Genomic DNA, 16,852 nt, shown 5'->3' with positions numbered 1-16,852 from the left:
TTGAATCAAGGAGTGTCCATGTTTACCCGTCTTACTGTTCGAAGCACCATCGCCATTGCAGCGCTGCTGGTTAGCGCCAGCAGCGCTGCCATCGAGATCGGCGACACCGCGCCAGATTTCACCCTAAAAAGTCTAACCGGTAGCAACCTGAAACTGTCCGAGCAACGCGGCCAGATTGTACTTATCAATTTTTGGGCGTCATGGTGCGGCCCATGTCGCCAAGAGATGCCGATACTGCAACAACTGCAGCAGAAATATCAGCCACTGGGCATCCAAGTGTGGGGGATCAATGTTGAACAGGACAATCAAGCTGGGCGCGACTTCCTAAAAGGGATGAGCATCGACTTTCCGATCCTATTCGATGCCGATAACCAACTGTCGGCAAGCTATGACGTAAGCGCCATGCCAACCACCGTAATCGTCGATCGCGACGGCGTTGTTCGCCAACAGTTTCTTGGTTACAAAGCCGGCTATGAGGCCAAATACGAACAAGCGTTAAAGGCGCTGATCCGTGAATAACGTCAGCACGCCTATAACGGCGCGGCATCCGCTTCAGTTAACCGCCGCAGCATTACTGCTGGTAGCGCTGCTGGGCGGCTGCAGCAACCTGAAGCTCGAACCTTGGGTAAAACCCTATGAGCGGCAAAACCTATCGGATCCAATCATGAAGCAAAGCCGCCATCCGATCGCTGACATGCATGTCGGCCACGTCCTAGAGGGGCGCGAAGCGGCCCGTGGTGCCGAGGGCGGCAGTGGAGGTGGCTGTGGCTGCAACTAGACTGCTGGCTATACTGCTGCTGTGGGTTAGCGGCCACAGCATCGCCGCTGTGCTGGAGGCCGATCGCGCCGACGCGATGTACCACAGCTACCAAGGCGGCGGGATGAAAATCGACGGACCGGCGATCTTAATTCGCAAGCAAGCCAGCGACAGCATCGCCATCAGCGGTTACTACTACCTCGACCGGATTTCATCGGCATCGGTGGATGTTTTAAGCACCGCCAGCCCCTATTCGGAGGATCGCCACGAACTGCAACTGGGGGTTGAATACCTGCGCGAAAAAACCCTGATGACCCTAAACCTGCGCCAAAGTGACGAGGACGATTATCTGGCTCGTTCATTCAGCGTCGGGGTATCACAGGATACCTTCGGTGACATGACCAATTTAAGCCTTGGGGTTGGTTATGGTGATAATGAGGTGCGGCGTAACGGCGACGACAGCTTTGAACAGCGGGCTCAGCAATTTCGGATCCGGGCTGGCATCAATCAGATCCTAACCCGCAACTTAACGTCGGCACTAAACCTTGAAGCGATCGTCGACAAGGGCTACCTAAATAATCCCTATCGCAGCGTCCGTTACCTTGATAGCAGCCAACCGGCGGGATTCGGCTATCAAACCGAAATCTATCCCGATGAGCGCTATTCCGCCGCCGCCCGCTTCAGCGTCAGTTACTTCTTACCCTATCGAGCCGCACTGATGAGCCACTATCGCTACTTTGCCGATAGCTGGCAGATCCGCGCCAGCGATATCGAACTGGGCTATCGCCAACCATTGGGCGACGCCTTTGAACTGGAGTTTAAAGCGCGCTACTACCAACAAACCCAAGCCAGCTTTTACGCCGATCTGTTTCCCTATCGCAACGCCCAAAACTATCTGGCCCGCGATAAAGAGCTCAGCGATTTTACCGATCTGACCTTGGGGCTGGGTCTGACTTACCAGTTACCCAGCAGCCTGACCATCAACGACTGGCCCGCAGAACTGTCACTGCAGTGGGATCACATCCAGTTCGATTACAACAACTTTCGCGATCCTCGCCAAGCGGGCGGCATCGGTAATGAGCCGCTTTATCAATTCTCAGCCAACGTAGTGAGGGCATTTTACAGTGTCTACTTTTAAGCCGATCATCGCCCGTTGCTGGGCGCTACTGTTAAGCCTTGGCGCTACTACACCTGCCCTCGCGGCCGAGCCAACGCCACTGGAAACCGAGATAGAACAGTTAAAACAACAGGTGCTCGAACTTAACCGCGACCTGTTCATTCTTGAAGAGGACTTGCTGTTTCCTGCCAATACCCAGATCGCGGTCTTTGTCTCGGTTGACGTTGGCCACTTCTTTAAGCTCGACAGCGTTGAGGTAAAACTTAACGACCGCGATATTGCCGGCGCGCTGTATACCGAACGCCAGCGTCATGCCCTTGAACAAGGGGGGATTCAACGACTGTTTATCGGCAACGTCAAAAGCGGCGAGCACACCCTAACCGCGATATTTAATGGCACCGATCAACACGGCAGACGGGTACAACGGGCGGTCAATCATCGTTTCGTCAAACAGCAAGAGGGGGTGATGCTGGAACTGAAGCTGGCGGATCAAACCAGCAATAACCGCGCCGAAGTCGAGGTTGAACAGTGGCAACTTTAGCCCCCGCTAAACGGCGGTTGGCAGCACTGTTTGGTGGCTTGCTGGCGCTGTTGCCGGCCGCCCAAGCCAGCGAGCTAGCGCAGCCGTTTAGCGAAAAACTGTATCGACAGGCGCTCTATTTCTACTTTAACGGCGAGCCGCAACAAGCCCTGATTCAACTGCAGTTGAATCAGCAGCGCTATCAGCGCGACACCGGCAAAAGCCGCCTGTTCGGTGCTGGCCTGCAAGTGTCATTGGGGTTGCACCAGCAAGCCAGCGACACCCTGAATCAGCTGGTTAATAACCGCCAACTGCTGACCACCGATGGCCGCCAAGACCAGCGCCATCTTAACCGTGCTGAGCAACTGCTGCTTATCGCCACCATGCAGTTGGCGCAGCAGCGCTTAGATCAGCAGCAGCCACAGCAGGCCCAAGCTGAACTTAACCGCCTACAGGCATTGCCGTTGGCAGCCATCGACACGCCGTATCGCAGTCACTATCAACTGCTGCAACAGTTAGCCAACTGGCCACAACAGGTGAACTTAAGCGAGCCACAACCGGCACTGGCAACGGCACCGATTGAACACTGGTATCTGCAGCTCAATCGCGCCCTATGGCACTTGCAACAACAGCAACCGCTGCAAGCCGAACCGCTACTGCGTGAGGTTCGCGATGCTCCGCACGCCGTCGCACCACAGCCATTTTGGCAATGGCTGTTTATGCCCTGGCAAACGCCACAACCACTGCAACAACTGACGCCGCTACAGCAAGAGCGGCAAGCGTTGGCCGATCATGCCACGCTGTTGCTCGGGCAACTGGCGCTAAGTCAAGGCCGTCCGGCACAAGCCGCCACTACGCTGGCGCAGATGCCGCAACAAAGTGCCTACGGCGCCGAAGCGATGGCACTGTATGCCGAAGCGCTGGCGCAGCAGCAACAGCATCAAGCGGCGGCCAACATCTACCGGCAACTGAGTGACCGCTATCGCTACTCCCCTTACGGTTGGCAAGCGTTGCTGCAACGCGCTGACCAAATGGCCGCTTGGGGACAACCACGCCAAGCGCTGACGCTGTATCAACAAGCCGCCGAGCAACTTAACGACATTCAGCGGCAACTGGGGCAATTTGCCAGCCGCTACAACAGCGGCCTTGCCGCTGAAATCGCCGCCGAGTTGGCGGTGCTAGGCAGCGCTCAAGCTGCAACCGACAAGCCCACTGATGACCACCACGACGCCAACGCGACACCGCAACTGCAAACCGCTGCGACCGCCTCGCCTTGGCTGACGTTGGCAAAGCAACAACCGCAATTTGCGGCGCTGTATCAGCAGCGAACAGCGTTGCAATCGCTGGCAACCTCGCTCGCAGCGCAGCAACAGCGATTGGCATGGACGGAGCACAACATTGAGCTGAATCAGCAGCGCCGCTCACAACTGCAACAACAGCACGATCGCCAAACCATCAGCGCCACCATCGCTGCTCTGCACCAGCAGCGCCACGCGTTGGCACAGCAGTTAGTCAGCGACGATAAACAATTCCCGCAGGGTCAGGCTTTAGCCAGCGTGGCTCAGCGGCAAAGTCTTAAACGACTTGAGCGCAGCCAACAGCGCGTTGAGCACCTACGCGGCACACCGCTAACCCAAGATTATCAAGCGCGGCTGGCACGGTTGCAGGGGGTGATCAATTTCGAGCTGCACAGCAACTACCCCAGCGCCGCCTGGGGCCATCAAAAGCGGCTGCAACAGTTGGATGACGCGCTGGCGCAATTAACCGCCACCGAGCAATCGCTGGCGACGCAACAGCCGGGATTGGCCGATCTTAGCCAACTGCAACAGCGACAAGCGCAGCTAGCACAGCGGTTTGTGCTGCAACAGCGGCAACTTTCGCGCCTGCTGTTGCAGACTCAACAGGCACTGAGTACCGCCATCGGTGACTTCGTTCAGCAGCAACAGCAACGCTTACGCCAGCTTAGCGTGGCCAACCAGCATCGGATCGCCGCGGTTTTAGAGCAGCTTGGCACCGCTGGCGAGGCCAGCCAAGGGGATCAGGGAGTGACACCATGAAGCGCTTAACCGTGACCTTGGCGTTGCTGCTCGGCGGCTGCAGCAGCGAACCACCAGCGCCTGCTGCCCGCGCCACTTTAGCCGAGCTTCGCGCCAACCGCGGTGGCAATGTCGCGGCCACCGATCTCACCGACCGCCAGCGACAGCAACGGTTGGCGCAGATCTACGCGGGTCTGCAACAATTGGAGGCCGATCCACAGATCCGCCGTCAAGTGGAATATCGATTGGCCCAAGTGCGCACCGATGCCTTGGAACAAAGTGATGCCGACAACGATCGCTTGCTCACCGATCCCGCGGCGCTGCAGGCGCTGATCGGTGACTATCAGGATCTGCTAAGGCGCCACCCGAATCATCAAGACAATCAACCGATCCGCTATCAACTGGCCAAAGCACTGGATCTGCAAGGTGATCAGCAACAAAGTTTGCTGGTGATGGAGCGGCTGCTGAATCAAAATCCGCACAGCCCCTACGCTGCCGAATTGCAATTTCGCCGCGGCGAAATCTATTACAACCTGCAAGCCTATGACCGCGCTATTGAAGCCTATCAAGCGGCACTGAACGCCGAAAACAATCAGCAGTTTGCCCTAAACAGTCAGTACATGATTGGCTGGAGCCAGTTCAAGCAAAACCAGCTAGCCAAGGCCGACATCAGCTTTTTGCAGGTACTTGAGCAAGTGTTCGCTACCCTAGCGCCCGAGCAGTTGGCCAAACTCGATCTTAGCGGCCTGGATCGACGCGCCGCCAGTATCGCCGCCGACACCCAACGAGTGCTGAGCATCTCTTTAAGCCAGCAACAGCAAGCGGCAACCTTGGTTGAATTGGTTAACGGCAATACGCCGTTGCCGCTGCTGCGCCACTATCAGCCGTTGCTGTTCGCCAACTTGGCGCAGTTTCTGTGGGACAATCAATTGCAGGTGGCTGCCGAACAAAGCTATCTGGCCTATATCGAGTTAGCCCCCAATAACCTGTGGGCAGCCCGTTACAGCCTGCGGCTGATGACTTGGTATCAACGCCAAGGCAAATTCGACTCGATGTTTACCCTGCAGCGGCAATTTCTGCAACGCTACGGCCTTGCCAGCACGTTTTGGCACAGCGCCGACCAAGACAGCCAGGCGGAACTGCTGCCGAAACTGCTTGAATTTGCCGATGACCACAGCCGCCGCCTGTATGCCGCCGCGCAAGCACAAACCGCCCAGTCAGCAACCGAGCAGCAAGCGCAACAACAAGCCTTTGCCCACGCTGCCGATGCCCTTGATGACTACCTAAAGCTGGCGCAGTTAGCCGCACCAGCGCAGCTGCCACGCCCGCTGGCACAGGATCAGTATCTGTATGCCGAGGCACGTTTTGCAGCGATGCAGTACCGCCTCGCGCTTAACGCTTATCAGCAACTGGCTTACCCACCAACGGCCACCGCCGATTTATCACTGCGCTTGCAAGCTGCCTACGCCACCACTGTTACCGCTCGCGCTGCGCTGGCCAGCAACCTCAGCCCCCAGCAACAAGCGCCGCTAACCGCTGCGCGTAACCGCAACGACTTACGCTTTATCAAGCACTATCCTGATGATCCGCGCGCGATCCAACTGGCGACTCTGGGGGCGCAATACGCTGTTGATGAGGGCAACGACGCCCGGTTACTAATGCTGCATGACTTGGTTCTCAACCATTACCAGTTACTCGAAAGCTTTGACGACAACCGTCAACATCGTCTTATCACGCCATTGCCAAAGCTATCGGACAGCGCTCAGCAGCAGGTCGAAGCGGTCAGCCAACTGCTGGCCAATCGCCGCTACCAATTACAGCGCTATCCACAAGCGGAACAGGACTATCAACGGGCGCTGCAGCTTATCGACAACAACGACGCCCACAGACACCCACAAGCTTCTAAGGCCAGTACCGAACGCCAGCAACAGGTGGCGCAGTTGCGGGAACTGCTGGCCTCGACCATCTATCTGCAAGGGCAGCAACTGATGGCACAAGATCCTAATGCCGCCACTACTCAATTGCTGCGTCTTGGCCAAGTAGTGCCAGAGTCTCGCTATCGAGCCAACGCCGAATTTGATGCCGCCGATCTGCTGCTTGAACAACAACAATGGCAGGCCGCGATTGCGGTGTTAACTGAAGTACAACAACGGTTTGCTGATAATCCGTTAGCCGCGGCCGTCCCCGCCAAGTTACTGATGGCATACGAAGGGCTGGAACTATGGCCACAAGCGGCAGCCCAGTTGCAACTACTGGCCGAGCGCGACGGCGATCCCGAACTGCAACGTCAGGCGCTGTTCAGCGCCGCCGAATACCACCAACGTGCTGGCGATAATGAAGCGGCCCGCGACGCCTACCGTGACTATGCCCATCGTTATCCGCAACCGTTCGCCATCGCCCAAGAGGCTCGTTGGCAATTACGCGAGTTCTATCGGCAACGGGATGAGGGCGACAAGCAGCGATATTGGGATCAGCAGACGCTACAACACCATCGCCGCGCCAGCAGCGCCGAACAGCAAGCGGCACGCGCCATCAGCTTGGCCTCCCAAGCGGCATTGGCGCTGGGACAACATCAACAGCAGCAGTTTGTGGCAATCCGTTTAAGCCATCCGCTAAAGGCAAACCTCAACCGCAAACAGCGTGCGCTGCAAGCGACCCTAAACCAGTATCAACAGGTGTTGCAGTTGGCCTCAGCGGACTATGTGCCGCAGGCCACCTATCAGATCGCCGAACTGTATCGTCATCTGGCACAGGCGTTGATGAGCTCAGAGCGACCGACGGAGCTGGATGAGTTGGCGCTAGAGGAGTACGAACTGCTGCTGGAAGAGTTGGCCTATCCATTTGAAGAGAAGGCGATTGAGCTTCACCTTGGCAACAGTCAACGGGCGTGGCAAGACCTGTATGACCGTTGGATCGCCCAAAGCTTTGCGCAACTGGCCGAGCTGAATCCTGCGCTCTACCACAAACCGGAGGTACTGGCCGATGCCGTTGATGCCATCCATTAACGTAAGGCAACGGCCACTGCCCGTTGTCACTTTGCTGAGTATTGCCCTGTTGAGTGGCTGCGCCAGCGTTGAACCGCAAGCCGCGCCGCCCAGTGTGGCAGCAGATGCCACAGCCGCTGACATCTCACAGGGCTATCAGCCGCCACTGCCAGAGGGACTTAGCCCAGATGTCATCAGTGCCTTTAGCCATGCACTGCGCCTAACTCGGGCACAGCAGTGGCCGCAGGCGAAACAGGCACTCGAACAGTTGCAACAGCAGCAACCCAAGCTTGCGGGGATTGCCGTCAACCTTGGCCTGATTGCGCTGCATCAAGCCAACGATGACGACGCCGTTAACGCCTTGCGTCACGCCATCGGCCTTAATCCGGACAACCCTTATGCGCAGCAGCTGCTGGCCTTGGCGTTAAGCCGCCGTGGTCAGTTTGCCGAGGCCGAACAGCACTATCGTAAAGCGCTGGCGATTTGGCCCTATTACCCCGATGCCCATCTGAATTTGGCAATTTTACTGGAACTGTATCGCGGCAAACTGCGCCAAGCTCATCAGCATTATCAAGCGTATCTGGCCAACAGCGATGATCAGCAAGCGCCGCGGTATCTGGCGGCAATCGAACTGAAGATGCGTCGTGCCGGTATCGAACTGCCGCCACCCCCCAATGACACCAGCACCAGCCCCGCCGAGCAACTGGCCGAGCAAACGCAAACCGCCGAGGAGCAGCGCCATGGCCTATAAATTTGCGCTGTCGCTATGGCTGCTGAGTTTCAGTGTCAGCGCTAATCAACCAGCAAGTACGACTCAACCAGCAAGTACTGAGCAATCACCCAGCCCCAATCAAGCAACCACCAACGCCAACAAGCCGGTGCTGATTGAAAGCCAAGTGACCGGCTCTACCGCCCAGCCCAAGGTCACCTACATCATTCCGTGGCAAGGCACCGGCGAGCCAATCGAGGTTACTGGCGGCGACCAAGCGATTGTTGTTCCCCGCTGGCAACCGTTAAACCCAACCGAATTTCGCAAGCGTCTACCTAAGCCATAAACGCGTGCTGACAACAGCCATCTTTCGTGAATAAGGACATTACTATGAGCTTCACCGATCACATCATCGCCTTCTTGCAAAACGGCGGTCCGTTTATCTATCCCATCGCCTTGGTACTGGTCATTGGTCTGGCGATCACGCTCGAACGCTGGTTTTACCTAACCAGCATCCAACGCGCCAATCGCAAAGCCTTTGCCAGCGTGCAACAAGCGCTGCAACAGGGCGATGTCAGTGCCATCGCCAAGCATGCCAGCAACAACGACGCACCAGTACTGGCGGTGCTTAACTCTGGCATTGCTCGGTTGCCACAAGCGGGTAAGCGCGAAGATGTTGAATATGCGATGGAGGAGACGGTAATGGAGTTTCTGCTGCGCTTAGAAAAACGCACGCCGTTTATCGCCACCTTAGCCAACATTGCCACCTTGCTGGGGCTACTGGGTACCATCATGGGCTTGATTGCAGCGTTCTCGGCGGTAGCCGCCGCTGATCCGGCGGAAAAAGCCAACCTACTGTCGGCCAGTATCTCGGTCGCCATGAACACCACCGCCTTTGGCTTGATCACCGCCATCCCGCTGATTCTGTTCCACTCGAACCTGCAGGCCAAAACCACCGCTGTGGTTGATAACCTTGAGATGGCCGGCATCAAACTGCTCAACTCGCTGTCGTTCAGTGGCCGAGGCTAACCCCATGTTGAAACATCGTCGTCGCCAACACAGCGAAGAGGCGGAACTGGACATCACCTCGTTTATGAACTTAATGATCGTGTTAGTGCCGGTGCTATTGCTGAGTTTGGTGTTTTCTCAGGTGCGGATCTTAAACCTGCAACTGCCGCTACTGACCGAAGCCAGTGCCGACAGTGACGAGCCCAAACTGTTGGAGTTAGTGGTTACCCCAACCACGTTGCAGTTGAACTACCCCTCCGGCGTCCCGCTTAAACAATTTAGCCGTGACGACGGCCACGACTTTGCGGCGCTGTCTGGCTACCTGCGAGATCTGAAGATGACCTTTCAGCAACAGCAGATCGACAAAAGCGACATCGTGCTATTGCTCGCGCCCGATATCGACTATCAAACCATCGTCACCACCATGGACACCGTCCGCAGTTACGATGCGGTCGTGGCAGCCAATGTGGTGCCAGCCGAACTGTTCCCGCAGATCTCGTTTGGTGATGCTCCAAGCGTTCTGCCCCAGTTGGCGACCAGTGACGACGGAGGCAACCTATGAAGCAATCCGCTAAAGCCCGTCGATTAGCCAAACACCACCGCCGACTCAAAGCCAGCAGTAAGCTTAACTTAGTGTCGTTGATGGATATCTTCACCATCTTGGTGTTCTTTCTGATTGTCAATCAATCGGAAGTGCGAGTACTGCAAAACGTCGACAAGATGCAGCTGCCGGTCTCAGTGGCCGACACCCTCCCCAGCGAAAATTTGGTCATCACCGTGCTCGCTGAACGGGTATTGGTGCAAGACCGATCTGTATGGCAGCCGGATAGCAGCGGCGGAAAAACCGCCGCCGAGTCGTTCCCGGCACTGCGCGATGCGCTACGCCAAGAGCTTGAATACCATGCGCAAAAGCGCCCTCAGCTAACCGAGCAAGAGCAAGTTCAAGGCCGGGCAGTGACCATTATCGGTGATGCCGGCACCAGCTATCAGTTGCTCAAACCGATAATGGCGGCCTGTGCCAGCAGTGGCTTTCGCAATATCTCGCTGGCGGTAGAACAGCAACCCAAGGAGGCCGGCGCATGAACAGCAGCAGCGCTTACGGTCAATCGCTACCTCAGCCGCTGAGTCTTGATGGCTTCGCCCTGCGCTTCACCGCGCTGGCTGATTTAATGCAGAGCAGTCGACAAGACCACCGCTTCAAGCTGATCTTAACGGTGTTGCTGGCGCTCTATTTGGTCGCCGCATTGGTGGTACCAATGCTTGAGCAGGTCGAATTACCACGGGAACAGCAAGAGCAAGTGCCGCCGCAACTGGCCAAGGTGATACTGGAGCAAAAGGTCATCGAAAAGCCCAAACCTAAGCCAGAGCCAAAACCCGAGATTGAACCTGAGCCCGAGCCAAAACCAGAGATAGAAGCAGATACTCCGCCGCCACAGTTACCGGTTCCGCCGTCTGCCACTGCGACGGCCAAAGAGCAAGCGCAAAATGCCGGACTGGCAGCGATGAAGGATGACCTGCTGGCAATGCGCGACAGCTTTGAACTGGAACCGTCCAGTAACCTAAAGCAAAGCAATGACAACGCTGAAGCGGCCACCATCAAGCGCGATCTGATCGGCGCCAGTGCCGAACTTAGTGCCGCCGAACTCGGTCAAGCCGCGATCACTCAAACCGTCAACAATGCCGGCCTTGAGGCTGCTGCAGGTGACAAACAAACGCGCCAAATCCGTTTAGCCGAACGCGAGATCTTGGCCAGTGCCGGTGCCAACGCCGAACGACAACAACAGGCCAGCAGCAACGGCAAACGCAGCGAAGCCAGTTTACGGCGCACGCTAGAGGCCAACAAATCACGGTTGTACGCCCTATATAACCGAGCGTTGCGTAAGGATCCGCTGCTGCAAGGGCGAGTGCTGTTTGAGATCGAAATTGCCGCCAACGGCAGTATCAGCAACGTAGCGATCAAATCCACTGGCTTAAATAATCCCAAGCTGGAACGGCAACTGACCTTAGTACTGAAATCAATCAAATTTCCTGCTGAACAGGTCGACACTATGGTGACCCAATGGGCGATCGACTTTTTGCCGAGTTAAACACCATTAAACACAGACATAGTAATAACAACGTCAAGGAGTAAGATGTGAACCGTAAACTCATTGCTATTACAGCATCAGTCTTGTTAACTGGCTGTGCTAGCGCACCGCTGACCTTAAGTTATTCGCCAAGCAGCATGCTGTCGGTTGAAGGCAATGCCAAAGTCGGTGACTTTAAATATCTGCCGGGACTTTATGATCAAGACGTAAAACCTAATCAGATAAAAAATACTGCCCTTGGCAATATTATCTTTGAAAAGAATATCGACGAATATTTTGAAAAAGCGGTTTTTACCGAGTCTCGATTTGTCGGCATAAATATCGCTGACAGTGGCAGCGTCATCTCTGGCAATATTAATCAGTTTTTAATTGATGATTTGGGTTATCAAATCGACTGGACTTTGGATGTCAGTTATCTGGTTAAAGGTACTGACAAAAGCGAGTGCTACAGCAAAAATCAGGTAATCCGCAAATCTTCCGAAAAATTTGGCAACGTCTTTGGCGCACTCAACGACGTGATGCGCTTGAATATCGAAAAGGCGTTCAGCGATCCTGACTTTGTTAAGTGCATTAACAGCCAGTAGCCTAATAAACAATCCCGAGCGTGTGCTCGGGATTGTTATATCAGGTTAGAGAGGCTTAACGGCGCTGACGACGTTTGGCTTTCTCTTCCTCTTTGGCCAGCTTGGCCGCTTCTTCAATGGCGCGTTTGCGTACCAGCTCGGCCTCTTCGGTCTCTTTCATCGCTGGGGTTTCCAGAGTAATGCCGCCCAGAGTGCCGTCGCGCAGTTCGTTGATCAGGATCGCACCAAAGCGTTCCAGATCGACGCGGTTGCCCTGCTTCATGCAGCCGCGTTTTTTACCGGCCAGCTCCATAAATTCCCAGTCGGTTTCTGGCAGTTGATCCAGCTTGTAACGCTCGCACAGGCGCTCTGGGTAGGCGGCCATCAGGTATTCGGAAACGTAGCTGCCCAGCTCTTCGTAGTTCACCACGGTATCGCGGATAGCGGCGATGGCCGCCAGACGGAAGCCGTAGTGTTCGTTTTCCAGCTTGGGCCACAGCATCCCTGGGGTGTCGTACAACATGATCCCCTCTTCCAGCTTGATCCGCTGCTGCGCCTTGGTGACCGCTGGTTCGTTACCGGTTTTGGCCACAATGCGTTTAGCCAAGGTGTTGATCAGGGTGGACTTACCCACGTTAGGAATGCCCATGATCATCGCTTTGATCTGCTTATCGGCACCCACTTTGTTGGGTACCAACTTTTTACAGAGATCGATGATCTTGTGAACGTGGTTGGCCTTGTCGGTATCCAGCGCGAGGGTTTTAACGCCGCGCTCCTGCTCTAGGTAAGCCATCCATTGCTGAGTCATCTCTGGATCGGCCAAGTCGGCTTTGTTGAAGATCTTAATGACCGGCTTGTCGCGACGCAGCTGCGCCACCATCGGGTTCTCACTGCTGTAAGGTACCCGCGCATCGAGTACTTCGATGATCACATCCATTTGCGGCATCACCTCTTTAATCTCGCGGCGTGCCTTATTCATGTGGCCGGGGAACCATTGCAGTGCCATGGGCGCTCTCTCTTATCTGTGACTAAATCGTTTGGCGCGCAAGTTTACCGCAAAACAGCAAAAAGGGGAGCCGAAGCTCCCCTTTTGACAACAACTAATAGCAACTACAACTCGCGATTAGCCGCTGATTTTGGCAATCAGCTGCTGCGCTTGCTCTAACAGCTCGGCCAAATGGGCTTCGCTGTCGCTGCTTTCGGCGTAGATCTTGTAGATTGGCTCGGTGCCCGATGGTCGCGCCGCAAACCAGCCGCGCTTGGTTACCACTTTCAGGCCGCCAATTGCCGCGCCGTTGCCCGGCGCGTTGGTCAGCGCCTGCTCAATGGCGTCCCCCGCCAGCTCGGTGGCACCGAGATCGTCAGCGCTTAGGTTCTGCAGGGCGTTGCGGATCTTATCGGATGCTGGGGCATCAATGCGGCGATAGAAATGCTGGCCGAACTGCTGCTCTAACTTGGCGTAGTGCGCCGCTGGCGATTGACCGGTTACCGCTTGGATCTCCGCCGCCAACAAACACAGAATAAAACCGTCTTTGTCGGTGGAGAACGCCGCGCCGCTAAAATCCGGGAAGCTGGCGCCGGCACTTTCCTCGCCGCCAAAAGCGACAGTACCGTTGCTAAGACCATCAACAAACCACTTAAAGCCCACCGGCACTTCCATTAAGGTGCGCTGATGCATCTCGACCACTTTGTCGATCATCGCGCTGGAAACCAAAGTCTTACCGATGGCGGCATCGCTGCCCCAGCCCAGACGGTGGCCTAGCAAGTAGTCGATCGCCACGGCCAGATAGTGGTTCGGGTTCATCAACCCGCCATCACGACAGACGATGCCGTGACGATCGGCATCCGGGTCGTTGGCCAGTGCTAAGTCGAACTGGTCTTTCAGCGCCAGCAGCGGGCTCATTGCCGCAGTGCTAGAGCAATCCATGCGGATCGCGCCATCGTGATCGAGCGCCATAAAGCCAAAGGCCGGATCGACGCGATCGTTAGTGACGGTCAGATCAAGGCCATAACGCTCGGCGATGCGCGGCCAGACTGACAGCGCCGCACCGCCCATCGGATCAACGCCGATTTTCACTTTGGCTTTAGCGATAGCCGCCATATCAACCACGCTGCCGAGCGCTTCAACGTAAGTGCCAATCATATCCACCGACTTGATCAGTCCAGTGGCATCGGCGATATCGCGATTAACCCGACGCACGCCTTCCAGACCCGCCGCCAGATAACCGTTGGCGCGATCGGCGATAAAGCCGGTAACGTCGGTATCCGCTGGGCCACCGTGCGGTGGGTTGTACTTGATGCCGCCATCCTGCGGTGGGTTGTGGCTTGGGGTGAGGATCAGGCCATCCGCTAGCTCGGTGTGCTTACGGTTGTGTTGAATAATGGCGTTAGACAACACCGGCGTTGGCACAAATTGGTGCTGCGACTGGATATGCACAGTCACGCCGTTGCCGGCCAACACCTCGATAGCAGCGTAAAACGCCGGCTGGCTAAGGGCGTGGGTATCGAAACCCAGCAGCAGCGGGCCGTTGATCCCCGCTTGGCGACGGTAATCGACCACCGCTTGGGTGATGGCGTAGATGTGGTTTTGGTTAAAGCTGCGTTTAAAGGCGCTGCCGCGATGGCCAGAGGTACCAAAGCTGACTTGTTCTGCGACTTTATCGGCGCGTGGGGAAAGGGTGTAGAAACTGCTGATCAGGCGTGGAATGTCCACCAGATCAACAGAGCGGGCAAGGGTGCCCGCTCGGTCGTGGATTGTCATTAATGATCCTTATTAAGAGCGTTCACTAACCGGAGGGTCGCGCTGCGACCAAGGTCAGTTACTCCGTCGCGGCATACTGTAGTTGTAGCGCGAAAAATGACGTTGTAGGGTCAAATCTGTTGAGCGATCTGCTCAGCCAAGTCGCTGTCGCAGCCAAGAGCGGTTAATACCTCTTCCAACAGCACCTGTTTCTTACGGGTGTTGTTGTTGGCGGAAACCCAATATTGGCTGGCACCGATCTGCTTCGGGTTGGCGGTTTTGCTGGCGTTCAGCAGCGCCTCTTTGCTGGTACTGAAGTACAGGCGCTCGCGGCCTTGGATCTGCATTACCACATCAAAACTGGATGGGAACTGACGGTACGCGGCATCCAAAAGGTACATAAAGCGGCCAACCGCGCCCTTTTGTTTGCGCAGCGCTTTGTCACCGAGCATCTCTTCAAATACGCCTTGTTCAGCAGCCAAAGAACGCACCGCCGCACGACCAACAGGGGCAGTTGCCACAGCCGCTTTTTCTAGGCTTGGCTCGCTAACCTGTTGTGGCTCCGCTTCGTCATTACGAGTTACCTGCAAACCCAGCAGACGGCGCAGAATGTCAGAAGCACTCTCACCGATGCGTTGGGTGTTGCTGGCAATATGACGATAGAGCTCGTCGTCGATTTCAATGTATTTCATTGCGTATTTATGTCAGTTCAGAATTCCCAATGGCAGGCATTATAACCAGCGGTTTTTTGCTGTGGCTACGGCAAAGTCGCAAAAGCGGTTTATCGGCACTGCCTAGCAGTCAAAAATCCTGAAATCGGCGTATTTTTCCTACAAAGTCGCGGTTAACTCCATTGCCAGTTGCATTGCCAAGATGGCTTTGGCACAACAACGCTTAGCCACTATTCAAGGAAGTTTGTCATGAGTTCACCCTCCGCGGTTGCCACCGGCGCCCTCCCCTATGTGCAATCCGGCACTGGCCCCACGGTGGTGTTATTGCATGGGTTGTTTGGCGATCTGGATAATTTGCGCAGCTGCGCCAACGCGCTGGTTGACGCGGGGTTTAGTGCTATCCGACTCGCCTTGCCGGGCCATAACGATGCGCCACTGGAGGGAACCTTTGATTTTGCTTCCGCGGCAGCGCGGCTTGAACAACTGCGCCAGCAGCTGCAGATTCAGCAGTGGAGTTTGTTAGGCCACAGCCTTGGCGGCAAAGTGGCGATGACCTACGCCCAGCGCTATCCGGAGCGCACCGCAGCGCTGTTGGTGGCGGATATCGCCCCAGTGGCTTATCCGCCACGACACACCACCATTTTGCAAACCCTGCCGCAGATCGATACTGCTAACCTCAGCAGCCGCACTCAAGCACAACAACAACTACAACAGGCGGGTATCGATCTGCCAACCGCGGCGTTTATCTGCAAAAACTTGGTTCGAGCCGAACCTCAAGGCTTTCGCTGGCGTATCGACATCGACCGTCTGATTGCCAGCTACCCGCAGATTATTGCCAATATTCCGGATAATCCGCCCTATCTTGGCAAAGTATTAATGGTCAAAGGTGCTGAATCGGATTACATCCTGCCGGCCCATCGAGATGCCATTGCCAGTCGCTTTTCCAACGCCCGTGCCCACATCATTAATGGTGCCGGACACATGTTGCACGCGCAGAAGCCAGAAGCGTTTAACCGCTTGGCAGTGAAGTTTTTTCAACTGTGACTCGTCGCCGTAGTCTGGCGAAAATCGCTGTGCTATAGTCCGCCGCTGCAAAATACCAGGAAGGTAGGGATATGCTGATTGAACACTACGAGCAATTGGAAGCCTTAGGGCTAAACCTGTTTTTTGCTGGCGTGTTCCTTTTGATTGGCTTGTCCATCAAGGACGTCCTGAACCAAGGCAAAGTGCCGCCATTTGGCCGCTTTGTTGTCTGGCTGGTACTGTTTTTAGGCTGTGCCGGGTTTATCGCCAAGGGGCTTATCCAACTATTGTGGGAAGGCGCTTAGGCTCAGCTGATACGCAACATCATGGCCGTAGAGAAATCAGACAGAACCACCCTGGATATGTTCGCCACGGATAAGCGCCGTGGTCGACCGCGAACCAATCCAATGTCACGAGAGCAACAAGCGCGCATCAACAAGCGCAACCAGTTGCAGCGTGACCGTGCCAACGGCTTTAAACGTATTGAGTTTAAGGTCTCAGAAGCACTGTTCAACGCCTTGAATGACAAAGCGTTGGCAAGTAATCTCACTCGTGGTCAATTGATTGAGGCTATCCTGCTAGAGCAGGTGCAACTTGGCCACGATCACTCCTAACGAGTGTTCACATTCCGTTTTAA

19 protein-coding genes are annotated in these 16,852 nt (G+C 55.7%); 16 read left to right on the top strand and 3 right to left on the bottom strand.

Going from position 1 to position 16,852, the window contains the following annotated elements; all coding sequences use genetic code 11:
- Window positions 1–18: 18 nt before the first annotated feature.
- The 13 genes from G506_RS0114310 to G506_RS0114250 are packed head-to-tail and all read left to right on the top strand — an operon-like array spanning window position 19 to window position 11,802.
- Complete coding sequence (locus tag G506_RS0114310) at window positions 19–519, top strand: TlpA family protein disulfide reductase (RefSeq protein WP_028117458.1); 501 nt, start codon at window positions 19–21, stop codon at window positions 517–519.
- Window positions 512–778: a DUF4266 domain-containing protein gene (locus G506_RS0114305; RefSeq protein ID WP_240473430.1), complete on the top strand. Its 267-nt coding sequence runs from the start codon at window positions 512–514 to the stop codon at window positions 776–778. The genes G506_RS0114310 and G506_RS0114305 overlap by 8 nt, the downstream gene beginning before the upstream one ends.
- A complete protein-coding gene (locus G506_RS0114300; protein WP_035387375.1) occupies window positions 765–1,895 on the top strand; it encodes a DUF3570 domain-containing protein in 1,131 nt (376 codons plus the stop codon). The genes G506_RS0114305 and G506_RS0114300 overlap by 14 nt, the downstream gene beginning before the upstream one ends.
- Window positions 1,882–2,415: a hypothetical protein gene (locus G506_RS0114295; protein ID WP_051202161.1), complete on the top strand. Its 534-nt coding sequence runs from the start codon at window positions 1,882–1,884 to the stop codon at window positions 2,413–2,415. The genes G506_RS0114300 and G506_RS0114295 overlap by 14 nt, the downstream gene beginning before the upstream one ends.
- Window positions 2,403–4,451, top strand: a complete 2,049-nt coding sequence (locus tag G506_RS0114290) for a hypothetical protein (protein WP_156904912.1) — start codon at window positions 2,403–2,405, stop codon at window positions 4,449–4,451. The genes G506_RS0114295 and G506_RS0114290 overlap by 13 nt, the downstream gene beginning before the upstream one ends.
- Complete coding sequence (locus G506_RS0114285; protein WP_028117453.1) at window positions 4,448–7,435, top strand: tetratricopeptide repeat protein; 2,988 nt, start codon at window positions 4,448–4,450, stop codon at window positions 7,433–7,435. Before G506_RS0114290 ends, G506_RS0114285 begins: the two co-directional genes overlap by 4 nt.
- On the top strand, window positions 7,422–8,165 hold the full coding sequence (locus G506_RS20500) for a tetratricopeptide repeat protein (RefSeq protein ID WP_169628114.1): 744 nt from the start codon (window positions 7,422–7,424) through the stop codon (window positions 8,163–8,165). Before G506_RS0114285 ends, G506_RS20500 begins: the two co-directional genes overlap by 14 nt.
- The gene (locus tag G506_RS0114275; RefSeq protein WP_028117452.1) at window positions 8,155–8,469 is read left to right on the top strand and encodes a hypothetical protein; all 315 of its coding nucleotides are present in this window, start codon (window positions 8,155–8,157) and stop codon (window positions 8,467–8,469) included. The genes G506_RS20500 and G506_RS0114275 overlap by 11 nt, the downstream gene beginning before the upstream one ends.
- A gap of 44 nt (window positions 8,470–8,513) precedes the next feature.
- The gene (locus tag G506_RS0114270; protein WP_028117451.1) at window positions 8,514–9,152 is read left to right on the top strand and encodes a MotA/TolQ/ExbB proton channel family protein; all 639 of its coding nucleotides are present in this window, start codon (window positions 8,514–8,516) and stop codon (window positions 9,150–9,152) included.
- Window positions 9,153–9,156: 4 nt separating this feature from the next.
- Window positions 9,157–9,693 (top strand): biopolymer transporter ExbD, encoded by a 537-nt coding sequence (locus G506_RS0114265; RefSeq protein ID WP_035387374.1) that lies wholly within the window; start codon window positions 9,157–9,159, stop codon window positions 9,691–9,693.
- Window positions 9,690–10,214 (top strand): ExbD/TolR family protein, encoded by a 525-nt coding sequence (locus G506_RS0114260; protein ID WP_028117449.1) that lies wholly within the window; start codon window positions 9,690–9,692, stop codon window positions 10,212–10,214. Before G506_RS0114265 ends, G506_RS0114260 begins: the two co-directional genes overlap by 4 nt.
- Window positions 10,211–11,218: an AgmX/PglI C-terminal domain-containing protein gene (locus tag G506_RS0114255; RefSeq protein WP_051202159.1), complete on the top strand. Its 1,008-nt coding sequence runs from the start codon at window positions 10,211–10,213 to the stop codon at window positions 11,216–11,218. Before G506_RS0114260 ends, G506_RS0114255 begins: the two co-directional genes overlap by 4 nt.
- A 47-nt stretch (window positions 11,219–11,265) precedes the next feature.
- Entirely contained in the window at window positions 11,266–11,802 is a 537-nt protein-coding gene (locus G506_RS0114250; RefSeq protein ID WP_156904911.1) for a hypothetical protein, read from the top strand.
- A gap of 55 nt (window positions 11,803–11,857) precedes the next feature.
- Here G506_RS0114250 and ylqF read toward each other — a convergent pair whose 3' ends face one another.
- From ylqF to seqA, 3 genes are all read right to left on the bottom strand, one after another.
- Window positions 11,858–12,787, bottom strand: a complete 930-nt coding sequence (gene ylqF / locus G506_RS0114245) for a ribosome biogenesis GTPase YlqF (RefSeq protein WP_028117446.1) — start codon at window positions 12,785–12,787, stop codon at window positions 11,858–11,860.
- Between the two features lie 117 nt (window positions 12,788–12,904).
- The gene (gene pgm, locus G506_RS0114240; protein WP_028117445.1) at window positions 12,905–14,542 is read right to left on the bottom strand and encodes a phosphoglucomutase (alpha-D-glucose-1,6-bisphosphate-dependent); all 1,638 of its coding nucleotides are present in this window, start codon (window positions 14,540–14,542) and stop codon (window positions 12,905–12,907) included.
- A 110-nt stretch (window positions 14,543–14,652) separates the two neighbouring features.
- Entirely contained in the window at window positions 14,653–15,213 is a 561-nt protein-coding gene (gene seqA / locus G506_RS0114235) for a replication initiation negative regulator SeqA (protein WP_028117444.1), read from the bottom strand.
- A 228-nt stretch (window positions 15,214–15,441) separates the two neighbouring features.
- Here seqA and G506_RS0114230 point away from each other — a divergent pair, with 228 nt between their 5' ends.
- From G506_RS0114230 to ybfE, 3 genes are all read left to right on the top strand, one after another.
- The gene (locus G506_RS0114230; protein ID WP_035387373.1) at window positions 15,442–16,236 is read left to right on the top strand and encodes an alpha/beta fold hydrolase; all 795 of its coding nucleotides are present in this window, start codon (window positions 15,442–15,444) and stop codon (window positions 16,234–16,236) included.
- 71 nt (window positions 16,237–16,307) lie between these two features.
- On the top strand, window positions 16,308–16,520 hold the full coding sequence (locus tag G506_RS0114225; protein ID WP_028117442.1) for a DUF2788 domain-containing protein: 213 nt from the start codon (window positions 16,308–16,310) through the stop codon (window positions 16,518–16,520).
- Window positions 16,521–16,541: 21 nt separating this feature from the next.
- Complete coding sequence (ybfE, locus tag G506_RS0114220; protein ID WP_028117441.1) at window positions 16,542–16,829, top strand: LexA regulated protein; 288 nt, start codon at window positions 16,542–16,544, stop codon at window positions 16,827–16,829.
- Window positions 16,830–16,852: the final 23 nt, after the last annotated feature.

The organism is Ferrimonas senticii DSM 18821 (assembly GCF_000422665.1).
Classification (GTDB): domain Bacteria; phylum Pseudomonadota; class Gammaproteobacteria; order Enterobacterales; family Shewanellaceae; genus Ferrimonas; species Ferrimonas senticii.
Note: the sequence above shows the minus strand (reverse complement) of the source record. Positions and strands in the feature narration are given on the sequence as shown.